Annotated in this window: 8 protein-coding genes and 1 pseudogene; 4 read left to right on the top strand and 5 right to left on the bottom strand. The window is 75.4% G+C overall.

Annotated elements, in window-relative coordinates:
- A pseudogene (locus tag GT045_RS36625) lies at positions 1 to 1,152 on the top strand (glycogen debranching enzyme); the annotation flags it as partial.
- Positions 1,153 to 1,288: 136 nt separating this feature from the next.
- On the opposite strand, the gene GT045_RS36620 reads toward GT045_RS36625, so the two are convergent.
- A complete protein-coding gene (locus GT045_RS36620) occupies positions 1,289 to 2,557 on the bottom strand; it encodes an MFS transporter (RefSeq protein ID WP_161336852.1) in 1,269 nt (422 codons plus the stop codon).
- 80 nt (positions 2,558 to 2,637) lie between these two features.
- Between GT045_RS36620 and treY the strand changes: the two genes are divergently transcribed.
- Positions 2,638 to 5,007, top strand: coding sequence for a malto-oligosyltrehalose synthase (treY, locus tag GT045_RS36615; RefSeq protein WP_202529367.1), 2,370 nt, complete (start codon positions 2,638 to 2,640; stop codon positions 5,005 to 5,007).
- Positions 5,008 to 5,542: 535 nt separating this feature from the next.
- On the top strand, positions 5,543 to 6,793 hold the full coding sequence (locus GT045_RS36610; RefSeq protein ID WP_161336851.1) for a M14 family zinc carboxypeptidase: 1,251 nt from the start codon (positions 5,543 to 5,545) through the stop codon (positions 6,791 to 6,793).
- 231 nt (positions 6,794 to 7,024) lie between these two features.
- On the opposite strand, the gene GT045_RS36605 is transcribed toward GT045_RS36610, so the two are convergent.
- Together GT045_RS36605 and GT045_RS36600 are read right to left on the bottom strand one after the other, a co-directional pair.
- Positions 7,025 to 7,438, bottom strand: coding sequence for an SSI family serine proteinase inhibitor (locus GT045_RS36605; protein WP_161298755.1), 414 nt, complete (start codon positions 7,436 to 7,438; stop codon positions 7,025 to 7,027).
- Between the two features lie 359 nt (positions 7,439 to 7,797).
- Complete coding sequence (locus GT045_RS36600) at positions 7,798 to 8,352, bottom strand: FHA domain-containing protein (RefSeq protein WP_161336850.1); 555 nt, start codon at positions 8,350 to 8,352, stop codon at positions 7,798 to 7,800.
- Positions 8,353 to 8,529: 177 nt separating this feature from the next.
- Between GT045_RS36600 and treZ the strand changes: the two genes are divergently transcribed.
- Positions 8,530 to 10,275: a malto-oligosyltrehalose trehalohydrolase gene (gene treZ / locus GT045_RS36595; protein WP_161336849.1), complete on the top strand. Its 1,746-nt coding sequence runs from the start codon at positions 8,530 to 8,532 to the stop codon at positions 10,273 to 10,275.
- Positions 10,276 to 10,294: 19 nt separating this feature from the next.
- Here the strand turns inward: treZ and GT045_RS36590 are convergent, their stop codons facing one another.
- Positions 10,295 to 11,254 (bottom strand): phosphotransferase, encoded by a 960-nt coding sequence (locus GT045_RS36590; protein WP_161336848.1) that lies wholly within the window; start codon positions 11,252 to 11,254, stop codon positions 10,295 to 10,297.
- 58 nt (positions 11,255 to 11,312) lie between these two features.
- A complete protein-coding gene (locus GT045_RS36585) occupies positions 11,313 to 12,440 on the bottom strand; it encodes an aminopeptidase P family protein (RefSeq protein ID WP_161287907.1) in 1,128 nt (375 codons plus the stop codon).
- Positions 12,441 to 12,657: the final 217 nt, after the last annotated feature.

The raw sequence follows: 12,657 nt of genomic DNA, 5'->3' as shown, positions 1-12,657 counted from the left end.
CTCCAGCTGATCATGGACTCGCTGCGGTACTGGGTGACCGAGATGCACGTCGACGGCTTCCGCTTCGACCTCGCGGCCACCCTGGCCCGGCAGTTCCACGAGGTGGACCGGCTGTCGTCGTTCTTCGACCTGGTCCAGCAGGACCCGGTGGTCTCCCAGGTGAAGCTGATCGCCGAGCCGTGGGACGTCGGCGAGGGCGGCTACCAGGTGGGCAACTTCCCGCCGCTGTGGACCGAGTGGAACGGCAAGTACCGCGACACCGTACGGGACCTGTGGCGGGGCGAGCCGCGCGCACTGGCCGAGTTCGGCTCCCGGCTGACGGGCTCCTCCGACCTCTACCAGGACGACGGCCGGCGCCCGCTGGCCTCCATCAACTTCGTCACCTGCCATGACGGGTTCACCCTGCACGACCTGGTGTCGTACAACGACAAGCACAACGAGGCCAACGGCGAGGACAACCGGGACGGCGAGAGCCACAACCGGTCCTGGAACTGCGGGGCGGAGGGCGACACCGACGACCCGGAGGTGCTGCGGCTGCGCGCCCGCCAGATGCGGAACTTCATCGCCACGCTGATGCTGTCCCAGGGCGTGCCGATGATCAGCCACGGCGACGAGTTCGCGCGCACCCAGCGCGGGAACAACAACGCCTACTGCCAGGACAACGAGCTGTCGTGGATCCAGTGGCCGGAGGAGGGCAGCGAACTCCTGGAGTTCACGCGCGCGATGGTGTGGCTGCGCCGTGACCACCCCGTCCTGCGCCGGCGCCGCTTCTTCCACGGCCGTCCGGTGGAGGGCACGCACGACGAGCTGTCCGACATCGCCTGGTTCACTCCCGAGGGCGGCGAGATGGCCCAGGGGGACTGGGACTCCGCGCAGGTGTCCGCGCTGACCGTGTTCCTGAACGGCAACGCGATCTCCGAACCCGGCCCGCGCGGGGAGCGGATCGCCGACGACTCCTTCCTGCTGATGTTCAACGCCTCCCCCGAGCCGCTGGACTTCGTGGTGCCGGTCGACCACGGCCGGCAGTGGCAGGTGGTGGTCGACACGGCCCGCCCGGAGGGGGTCCCGCCGGGCACGGGACCGAAGGTCGAGGCCGGCGACCGCGTCACCCTGCCGGACCGCAGCCTGACGGTGCTCCAGCGGCCGGCGTAGCCCACCGCACGCCCAGCGGGGCCGCGCTCCCCCGGACGGGGCCGCGCGGCCCTCTGGGCGGGGCTGTGCGGCCCTCTGGGCGGGGCTGTGCGGCCCTCTGGGCGGGGTCGCGCGGCTCCGTTCGGGGCTGTGTGTCCTATACGCGCGCGTGGGGTGCGTCGCCGGGGGTGCCCGCGTACGTCGTCGGACGCACCGCAAGGGCGAGGACGAAGGTCAGGCCGGCCGCCGTGCTCGCGGCCGCGAACGCCGCCACGGGGCCGTGGGACTCGGCAAGGCGGCCGGTGACGGCGACGGCCAGGGCCTGGCCGCCGACGAGGGCACTGGTCGCCACCCCCATCGTCTCGGCCAGCCGGGACGGCGCGACCGCGCGCTCCAGCAGGCCGAACACGGTGATCAGGTGCGGGGCGTAGGCGACGCCCAGCACGGTGACGACGGCGTACAGGCCGGGCAGACCGCTCGTGCCGAGCAGCGGCAGGGAGAGCACGAGGGCGGCGCCGGTCGCCAGCCGCCAGCGCGTACGGGCACCGATCCGGTCCGGCACGGCGGCCATGGCGAACCCCGTGGCGGCGCTCATCACCCCCATGGCGGCGTACACCAGACCGGCCTGGTCCTCCCGCCCGGCCCGGGCGGTGAGCGCGGTGATGCCGGCCTGGCAGGCGCCGAACATCGCGCCCTGGAGCGCCAGGGTGACGAGCAGGGCGGCCACGCACCGGGGCAGTGGGGGGCGCGCGGCACGCACCCGGCCGGAGCCGCGCTCCCCGCGCGCGGGTGCCACGAGACGGGCCGTCGGGTGCAGGGCGAAGGCACTGCCGCAGACCGCCACCAGCACCGCCACACCGCCCATGGCGTAGGCCGGATGGGCGAGCACCGCCGCCGCACCGACGAGCGCCGGGCCGAGGACGAACGACAGTTCGTCCAGGGTGCTCTCGAAGGAGAGCGCGGCGCCGACCGTCGCCTCGCGGGCGCCCGAGCGGCGGGCCAGGGCGACCAGGCGGGTGCGCGCCAGCGGTCCGACGAGCGGCACCGTGGCGCCCGCGACGGCCCCCAGGAGGGCCAGGACCGCCGTCGGCAGCACGGCGAGCGCACCGGCGACGAGGCCGGTCACGGCGAGGGCGTTGGCGAGCGAGAAGGCGAGCACCACCGTCCGCTGGCCGTGCCGGTCCGCGAGCCGTCCCACCAGCGGCCCGCAGGCCACCTGGCCGAGCGCGAGCGCGCCACCGGTGAGTCCGGCGGTGCCGAGGGAGCCGCTGGTGCGGGCGACGAGCAGTACGCTGCCGAACTGGATGGTGGCCGTCGGCAGCCGCCCCAGGAACGACACGCACGGCAGCAGCGGTCCGGTCAGGCGGATCACCCGGCGGTAGGCGTCCCCCGCGCGGCGCGGTCCCGGGCCTTGCGTCGTCCCCATCGCTCGAACCTAGACACGCGTGCGTGATCCGGGCAGCGGTGGATGACACGAAAGACGCCGAGCGGGGTACGTAGGTTCCCATGACTCCTGCGCGATCCGGACCGGCGGTGCCCACGGCCACCTACCGGCTGCAGCTCCAGCCCGCGTTCCCGTTCGCCGCCGCCGAAGCGGCCGTACCGTACCTGGCGTCGATCGGCGTCTCGCACCTGCACCTGTCACCGGTCCTGGAGGCGGTGCCGGGCTCCGCGCACGGCTACGACGTGGTGGACCCCTCGCGGGTGCGCGCGGAGCTGGGCGGGGAGGAGGGGCTGCGCGCGCTGGCCCGCACCGCGCGGGAGCACGGGATGGGCCTGGTGGCGGACATCGTGCCGAACCACATGGCGATGGCCCCCCGGCACAACCCGGCCCTGTGGGAGGTGCTGCGCGAGGGCCCCGGGTCGCCCTACGCGCGCTGGTTCGACATCGACTGGGAGGCGCACGGCGGCCGGATCCTGCTGCCGGTGCTCGGCGGCCCGGTCGGTACCGAGCTGGAGCACCTGAGGGCCGACGGTGAGGTGCTGCGCTACCACGACCACGTCTTCCCGCTCCGCGCGGGCACCGGGCACCTGCCGCTGCCCCAGCTGCTGGACGCCCAGTGGTACCGGCCGGTCTGGTGGCGGCTGGCCCGCACCGAGCTGAACTACCGGCGGTTCTTCAGCATCTCGGAGCTGATCGGGGTGCGGGTGGAGGACCCCGAGGTGTTCGACGCCACCCACGGCACGATCCTGCGGCTGCTGGCCGACGGCGTGCTCGAGGGGCTGCGGATCGACCATCCCGACGGGCTCGCCGACCCCGACGCCTATCTCGCGCGGCTGCACGCGGCGACGGGCGGGTGCTGGACGGTCGTGGAGAAGATCCTGGCCGACGGCGAGCGGCTGCCGGCCGCCTGGCCCGTCGCCGGCACCACGGGCTACGACGCGCTGCGGCACGTCGACGGGCTGTTCACGGACCGCACCGGGGCGTACGAACTCCTGGGCCGCTACCGCGCGTTCTCGGCGCCGCAGACGGACCGGGGCGGCAACTGGGACGCCACGGTCCGGCGAGCCGCGTACAAGGTCCTCACCCACGAGCTGGCCACCGAGACCGACCGCCTCACCCGGGTGGCGGCCCGGCTGTGCGCCACCTCGCCCGACCTGGGCCTGCGCGACCGGGCTCCCTGGGCGCTGCGCACGGCGGTGGAGGAGCTGCTGGTGCGGATGCGGGTCTACCGGCCGTACGCGTCCGGCGACGCAGCCGAGGTGATCACCGCGGAGGCCGCCGAGGAGGCCCGGCTGGCCTTCGTGGTGCCGCAGGAGGCGGAGGCCGTCGGCATCGTGCGCCGGCTGCTGGTCGAGCCGCCCGGTGATCCGGCGGCACCGGACCACGCCGACCGGGTCGAGTTCCGCACCCGGTTCGCGCAGACCGCCTCGGCGCTGCGCGCCAAGTCGGTGGAGGACACGGCGTTCTACCGCTACGTGCCGCTGCTGTCGGCGGCCGAGGTGGGCGGCGACCCGGGCAGCCCGGGGGTGTTCCCGGAGGACTTCCACGCGTACTGCGCGCGTGTGCAGCGCGACTGGCCGCTCACCGGCACGGTCGTGACCACGCACGACACCAAGCGCAGCGCCGACGTGCGGGCCGCGCTGGCCGTGCTCACCGAGTGCCCGGACGGCTGGACGAAGCTGCTCGCCGAGGTGAACCGGAACGGCGCGGGCGCACCGGACGGGCAGCTGGCCTGGGCCGCCTGGCAGACGGCGTTCGGCCTCGGGCCCGCCGAGGAGGAACGCGTCCAGGAGGCGCTGCTCAAGCACGTGCGCGAGGCGGGCATGTACACCAGCTGGACGGAGCAGGAACCGCCGTACGAGGAGGCGGTGGCGGCCTTCGTCACGGCCGGGCCGTGCGGGGCGCCGGGCGAGCGCGTGGCCGGGTTCCGCAAGGCGCTGGAACCGCATGTGCGGGCCAACGTCCTCGGTACCGCGCTGGTCCACCTGACGATGCCCGGGGTTCCGGACGTGTACCAGGGCACGGAGGGTGAGTACCGCGCGCTGGTGGACCCGGACAACCGGCGGCCGGTGGCGTTCCCGCCCGAGGTGCCCGGGGAGAAGGACGCGGTGACGGCGGCGGCGCTGCGGCTGCGGGCCCGGCGCCCGGCCGCCTTCGGCGCGAGCGCCTCCTACGACGCGTTGACCGCCGAGGGTCCGGCGGCCGAGCATTGTCTGGCGTTCACGCGCTCGGGCGAGGTGGTCACGGCGGTGACCCGGCTGTCGCTGCGGCTGGCGGAGGCGGGCGGCTGGCGGGACACCCGGCTGCCGCTGCCGCCCGGGCGGTGGGCGGACGTCCTGACGGGGGGCAGGGAGTTCACCGGCCACGCGCGCGTGGCGGACCTCTTCGACCGCCTGCCGGTGGTGCTGCTGGAGCGGGTCGCCCAGGACTGAGGACGGCCCCGGGACGACGCTCGGGGGGCCGACGGCACGGGAGGGCGAAGGCACGGTGGGGGGAAGGCGCGGGTGGGCGACCGCTCGTGTGGGCGACGGCGCAAGGGGCCGACGGCACGGGAGGGTGACGGCACAGGGGCCGACTGTGCGGAAGGGCGGCGGCAGGGGTTGGTGACGGCACGGAGGGTGCCTGCCGGCAGAGGAGGCCGACGGCGCGGGGGCGAGCGCACGGGGCGGCGACGGCGCAGGGGGTCGTCGGTCGAGCGCGCGGCAGCCTCAGGGGGTGGGCGGGGTGGTTCCCCGATGCCCGCGGGGCGGGCGGGGTGGTTCCTCGACGCCCGCGGGCCGGGCGAGGTGGTCCCCCGACGCCCGTTGGGCGCGGTGGGCACCAGGAGCGCGCCGGTGGCACACAGTGGCCCGTGCGCCGGCGGGCGCGGGCGTCCGCGCGCCCCCGGGAGCCTCCTCCGCCGACCGCTTGACAGTTCACCCGTCCCGTGCGGGACTGGGAGGGCGACGCCGGACGGACAAGTCGGGGGTGAGTCCTCTGCCGGAGCTGCGCTATCCCAGCGTTCCCGAACTGGTCGCCTCCGCACGGGCGTTGGCCGCTCAGGGACCCGGACTGTGCACGCTGCGCCAGGTGGGCGTCTCGCGCGCGGGAAGACCCCTGCACCTGCTGTCGGTGGGACACGCCCGCCGTGCGGTACTGGTCGTCGCCGGTGCCCACGCCAATGAGCCGACGGGCGGCTCCACCCTGCGGGTGCTCGCCGAACGCGTGCTGTCCGAGCCGGAGTTGCGGGCCGGCACCTCCTGGCACTTCCTGCTGTGCGCGGACCCGGACGGCGCGAGTCTGCATGTGACCCCGGCGCCGCGCAGCCTGCTCGACTACCACCTCGGCTTCTACCGGCCGACCGGCGCGGAACAGCCGGAGTGGTCGCCGTCCGTGCTGCCGCCGGACCGGCTGCCCCCGGAGACCCGGACACTGACCGGGCTGATCGACGAGTTGCGCCCGTACCTCCAGGTGACCCTGCACGGCACCGACCTGGGCGGCAGCTGGGTGCAGTTGACCAAGGACGTGCCGGGGCTGGCCGAGCCGTTCGCCAAGTCGGCGGCGGAGCTGCACATCCCGGTGGAGACGGGGGCCTCGGACGCGGCGGGCTGGCCGGCCTCCGGTCCCGGGGTGCACGTGATGCCCGGTCCCGGGACCGGCGCGGCCTATCCGAGCATGCCGGACGACGCCCGGCACAGCACCTGGTACCACGCGCACCGGTACGGCGGTCTGACGGCCGTGGTGGAGGTGCCGATGTGGGCCAGCGACCTGGTGGACGACCCCGCGCCGCACCCGGCACCGGCCGCGGCCATGCGGCGCCTGGCCGCGCGGCTGCTGCGGGACGCACGGGACGTGGAGCGGATCCTCGCCGACGCGCTGCCCCGGCTGGACGGCGTGGACGGGCCGCTGCTGCGGGCCGCGCGCTGGGCGCTGGAGCTGGTTCCGGGCCTGGCCGAGGACTGGATCCACACCCCTCCGGCGGGCACCACGATGGCGTACGTCGGCAGCGTGGACGCCTTCGGCCGGCGGCTGCCGCTGCGGGCCGCGGCGATGCTGCTGCGGGTGCTGCGGGAGGCGGACGACCGGGCGGCTCCGCGCCTGGAACAGCTGGTGGCCACCTGGTGCGACGCGTTCGCCCTCCGGTTCCGGGCCCGCTGGGTGCCGTTGGAGCACCAGGTGGAGCACCAGTCCCGTACGGTGCTGGTGGCGGCACAGCAGGCGCGGCCCCGGGCGGCGTGAGCCCGCGCCGGTCGGCGTGCGCCGAGGCCGAACAGCGTGAGCCTGAACCAGACCGTGTGAGCCCGCGCCGGTCGGCGTGCGCCGGGGCCGGACGGCGTGAGCCGGAGCCGGTCGGCGTGCGCCGGAGCCGGTCGGCGTGCGCCGGAGCCGGACGGGGTGAGCCGGAGCCGGACCGCGTGAGCCGGGGCCGGTCGGCGTGAGTCCGTGCCTGCCCGCGCCGCCCGGGGCCGGTCAGCCGTCGAGGGCGAAGACGTGCCGGGTCCGGGCCTTCATCACGCAGACGCTGCTGTAGGTCTCCTGGAAGTCGACCGCGCGGCCGTTCCACCGCCCGCGCGCGTGGGTGGTCACCGGTGCGAAGATCATCGGACAGAAGACGCCCTCGGCCGGGATGCGGTCGATCTCACCGCCCGCGTCGGCCAGTTCCCCGCACGCCAGGCTCGCGTGCGCGTGCCCCCGGGGCGGGTCGCACAGCAGCAGCGCGCCACGGGTCTCGCCGGACCGGGCCTCGCCGCGGGTGACCGTCAGATAGAGCCAGCTGCCCTGCTGGACGTCGCGGGAGGCCGCGCGGGCCGGCCCCGCGCCGAGGAGACCGGCGGCGGCCAGCAGGGCGCCGGCCGCCGCTGTCGCTCTGGTGATGTGGGTCATGCCCGTTCCATCGGCACGCGGACCCGCTTTCCCCAGCGCGCCTCACCCGATCGGGAGAACCCGGACGCGCGACCGGGCACCCGGCCCGCAAGGCCCGTACGCATGACCGGGCACCCGACCGCGAGGCCCCGGACACCCGACCGCGAGGACCCGGACACCCGACCGGGAACACCCGGAGATGACCGGACACCCGAGCCGGAAGACCGGACGCATGACCGGCCGGCCACCCGGCCGCGAGGCCCCGGACACCCGACCGCGAACAGCCGGGCGCGTGACCGGGCGTCTGTTCGAAGCGTGCCGGGGCGCCCGCGTTCCCGGGTGCCGACGGCGTTGCCGTCCTCCGGCGGGCAGACGACGCGCTACCGTCCCGTAGCGAGCCGGAACGCCATGCGGCCGAAGGCGACCTGGTCGCCCTCGCGGACGACGACCGCGCCGGTCACCCGGCGGCCGTTGACGGTGGTGCCGTTGGTGGAGCCCAGATCCCTGAGCACCCACAGGCCGCCCTGTCGGCGGAGTTCGGCGTGCAGCCGGGAGACGGTCTCGTGGTTCAGTCGCAGTCCGTTCGCCGGGTCGCGGCCGATGCGCAGCGGGTGGGCGTGCTCGGGGTGCGGCAGCAGCAGCTTGGGCAGGCGCTCGGCCTGCCAGGCGCGGCGCAGCCGTACGGTGAAGCCGGAGACGGCCTCGACGGAGCCGAGGACCGCGCGGGAGAATCGGTTCTCCCGCGGCAGGTCGGCGACCAGGACGGCCAGTTCGTCGGAGCTGCGCGCGCAGAGCGCCAGCTCCATACGGTGCACGAACGTGTCGTGCGAGAGCCGGCCCATCGCGACGCCGTCGCGCAGCACCCGCAGCGCCTTGTCGCGCTCCGCGTCGGACAGGCGCGCGGGGTAGGTGGAGAACTCGAAGGACGACGTCACGCTGGTGATTGTCGGGCAGTGAACCCCGGGTGTCCAGAAAACGCGGAACCGGTGCCGATGTACGGGTACTTCCGCGACACCAGCCGGCAAAGGGCGGATTCGAAAGCGGATCGATCGTCCGGGACGGCACGATGGTGACGCGGGACATCACGGTGAACAGACGAAGGGGAACCGTCCGTGCAGTTCGAGGTGTGGGCACCGCAGGCAGACCGAGTGACGCTCCATTGCGAGGGCGCCACAAGCGCGTTGGCGCGCGATCCGGAGCGCGAGGGGTGGTGGGCGGGCGAGGCGGAGGCGGGACACGGCGCACGGTACGGGTTCGCGCTGGACGACGGCCCCGTACTGCCCGACCCGCGCTCGCGCCGCCAGCCGGACGGCCCGGACGGGCTGAGCGCCGTCGTGGACCACGGGCGGCACGAGTGGCGCGCCCGCTGGCCGGGACGCGGGCTGCCGGGCGCGGTGCTGTACGAGCTGCACGTGGGCACGTACACCCCCGAGGGCACCCTGGACGCCGCGGCCGACCGACTGGAACACCTGGTGGAACTGGGTGTCACCCACGTGGAGTTGATGCCGCTGTGCCCCTTCCCCGGCCGCCACGGCTGGGGTTACGAGGGCGTGTCGCTGTGGGCGGTGCACGAGCCGTACGGCGGCCCCGAGGCCCTCCAGCGCTTCGTCGACCGGGCGCACGGACTGGGGCTGGGGGTCGTCCTGGACGTGGTGCACAACCACCTGGGTCCGTCGGGCAACCATCTGCCCGCGTTCGGGCCGTACTTCACGGACACCCACCAGACGCCGTGGGGCTCGGCGGTGAACCTGGACGCGCCCGGCTCGGACGAGGTGCGCGCGTTCCTCACCGGCAGTGCGCTGGCGTGGCTGCGCGACTACCGCATCGACGGGCTGCGCCTGGACGCGGTGCACGCCCTGTACGACACGCGCGCGTGCCACTTCCTGGAGGAGCTGTCGGCGGCCGTGGACGCCTTGGCCGGCGAAGTGGGCCGGCCGCTCTTCCTGATCGCCGAGTCGGACATGAACAACCCGCGGTTCATCACCGCGCGCGCGGAGCACGGCCTGGGCCTGCACGCGCAGTGGAACGACGACTTCCACCACGCGCTGCACACCGCCCTGACCGGTGAGGCGCAGGGCTACTACGCCGACTTCGCGCGGGAGCCGTTCGCCGCGCTCACCAAGACGCTCACCGGCGGCTGGTTCCACGACGGCACGTACTCCAGCTTCCGGGGCCGCCGCCACGGCCGGCCGCTGGACCGGGCGCGCGTGGCCGGGCACCGGCTGGTCGGCTACAGCCAGACCCACGACCAGGTCGGCAACCGCGCCCAGGGCGACCGGCTCGCCGCCCGCCTCTCCCCCGGTCTGCTGGCCTGCGCGGCCACGCTGACCCTGACGGCGCCGTTCACGCCGATGCTGTTCATGGGCGAGGAGTGGGCAGCGGGCACACCCTGGCAGTTCTTCACCGACCACACCGATCCCGAGCTGGCCGACGCGGTACGGCGGGGCAGGCGGCGGGAGTTCGCGGCGCACGGCTGGGCCGAGGAGGACGTGCCGGACCCCCAGGACCCGGCGACCAGGGAACGGTCCTGCCTGGACTGGTCGGAGCCGGAGCGCGCACCCCACGCGCGCGTGCTGGCCTGGTACCGGCAGCTGATCGCGCTGCGCCGGGCGCAGCCCGACCTCACCGACCCGGACCTCGCCGACACGAAGGTGGCGTACGACGAGGGGGCCCGCTGGCTCGCCTTCCGGCGCGGGGACGTACGGGTGGCGGTGAACCTCGGCAAGGATCCCGTGAAGATCCCGCTGGGCACCGGCCGGGTGGAGGTCCTCGCGGCCTGGGAGCCGGTGACGGCCCCGGGCCCGGACGGGCTCCTGCAGGTGCCCGGCGAGTCCGCCGTGGTGCTGTTCCAGCCCTGACGGGCTCCCCCGGCGCCTCTCAGGGCTCCGGGTCGTCCTCGGCGAAGTCCGTCACCCGCTCCAGCAGGATCGGCTCCCAGACGCGCCGCAGCCGGGTCCGCAGCAGGGGCAGGGAGCCTTCCGCGCGGCCCTCAGCGCGGCCCTCCGCACGGCCCTCCAGGCGGTCGGTGAGGCGGACGACGGTGTCGCAGCGGGCCAGCCACAGGCCGCGCAGGCAGGGACGGGCGCCGTAGCCGGCCAGGGTGGCGGCGCGGACGGCGGCCGGGGAGCCGACGGCGACGGCGAGCCCGGCGATGTCCTCGGCGGGGTCGCCGACGACCGCCGCGGTCCAGTCCAGGACGCCCCGCACCCGGCCGTCGTCGCCGACCAGCACGTGGGCTCCGGTCAGCCCGTGGTGGGTGAGGACGGCGGTGCCGGGCTGCGCGGCGAGCTGGGCCGCGCCGGGCGGGGTGAGCTGGAGCAGCCGGGCGGCGTCGAACTCGTCGGCGGCGGCGAGCCGTTCGGCGGCGTGCACGGCCATGCGGCGCAGCGCCTCCAGCGAGCGCGGGGCGGTGCGGGGCACACCGAGCGCCTCGGCCTGGCGGACGGGAACCGCCCGCAGCCCGCTGAGCAGGCCGGCGAGGTCGGCCTCCCCGACGGCCGAGACGTCGTGCTCGTCGGCCGTGCCGCCGGGCACCCGGGTGTCGAGGGTGTAGGCGAGACCGGGTGCCCAGTCGCCGTGCGCGACGCTGGCCGGGACGGCGACCGGCACGTGCGGGCGGACCACGTCGCGCAGGCGCAGTTCCCGGCGGCGGCGCGCGGACGCCTCCCGGTCGGGCGCCAGGCGCAGCACATGGCCGCGCCCGATCCACCAGGTGTGCGTGCGGTCCTCCGTCACGGGCCGCACATCGGGCCCCCCGGTGCCGTCGCCGCCCTCGTCGAGCAGCGAGCGGACCAGTCTGCGGACGCCGTCCGCGGTGGGTGTCGGTGCCTGGGTCATGGGTCGAGCGTCGCCGTTCCGGTGTCGTCCGTCGTCGGGATGGGTCTCCCTGGCTCTCTCAGTCCACTATGACCATCTCACGGGTGGTGTTGTTGAGTCGTCGGCCGCCGTCCTGCGTCACCGAGACGATGTCCTCGATGCGCACCCCGAACCGGCCGGGCAGGTAGACGCCGGGCTCCACGGAGAAGCACATGCCGGGCACGAGCGGCTGCTCCTCGCCCTCGATCATGTACGGCGGCTCGTGCGTGGTCACGCCGATACCGTGCCCGGTGCGGTGGATGAAGTACTCGCCGTACCCGGCGTCGGTGATCACCGCGCGGGCGGCGCGGTCGACCTCCTGGCAGGCCACGCCCGGGCGTACGGCCCGGAAGCCGGCCTCCTGGGCAGCGCGCACGACGTCGTGGACCCGGCGTTCCTCCTCGGTGGGCTCGCCTACGTGGACCGTGCGGGTGGTGTCGGAGCCGTAGCCGTCCTTCAGGCCGCCGAAGTCGAGGACGACCATGTCGCCGGGCCGGATGACGCGGTCGCCGACCTCGTGGTGCGGGTTGGCGCCGTTGGGGCCGGAGCCGACGATGGTGAAGTCGACCTGGGAGTGGCCGAAGCGGCGCAGCAGGCCGGCGAGGTCGTGGCCGACGTCGGACTCGCGGCGGCCGGCGAAGGGGACCTGCCGGATCGCCTCGAACGTCGCGTCGGCGGCCGCGCCCGCGGCGGCGAGGAGTTCCAGCTCGGCGGCGTCCTTGACCGCGCGGAGCATGGGCAGGGCGTCGGTGAGGGCGGCGTAGGCGGTGTCCGGCAGGGCCCGCTGGAGGCCCAGCAGGTGCATCGCCCAGGTGTTGTCGCTGATGCCGTACCGGCCGCGGCCGTCGAGGAGGCCGGCGGTGACCGCGTAGGGGTCCTTGCCGTCGGTCCAGTCGCGCAGCGTCAGCGCGGTGGCGCCGGCCGCGTGCTCGGCGTCCGGGGCCTCGAGCGCGGGCACGACGAGCACGGGGTCCCGGCCGGGGGTGAGGACCAGCACGGTCAGCCGTTCGGTGACCGCGGTCGGCGTGTAGCCGGTGAGCCACACCATGTCCGGTCCCGGGGCGACGAGCAGTCCGGCGAGGCCGGCGTCCGCGGCGGAGCGCACGGCGCGCTCCATGCGGGCCCTGTGGTCGGCGGCGGTGAAGGGCGTGGTCGTGGTACCGGTCATCCGGGCCTCCGGGTCGCGGGTCGGCGGACGGGGCGGTGGTGTCCCGGGCAGCATCCTGCCCGCCGGGCCGCGCCCGTGCGAGCCGGTCCCCGGTCCGGACGCCTCCCGGCCCACCGTGCGGGGCCGCGTCCAGGGGCCACCTCCACAGTCCACGGGCCCACGGCCCACGGCCCACGGCCCACGGCCCACGGCACACGGCACACGGCACACGGCACAC

This window comes from Streptomyces sp. SID486 (assembly GCF_009865385.1).
Classification (GTDB): domain Bacteria; phylum Actinomycetota; class Actinomycetes; order Streptomycetales; family Streptomycetaceae; genus Streptomyces.
This window is presented reverse-complemented; position numbering and strand designations above follow the sequence as displayed.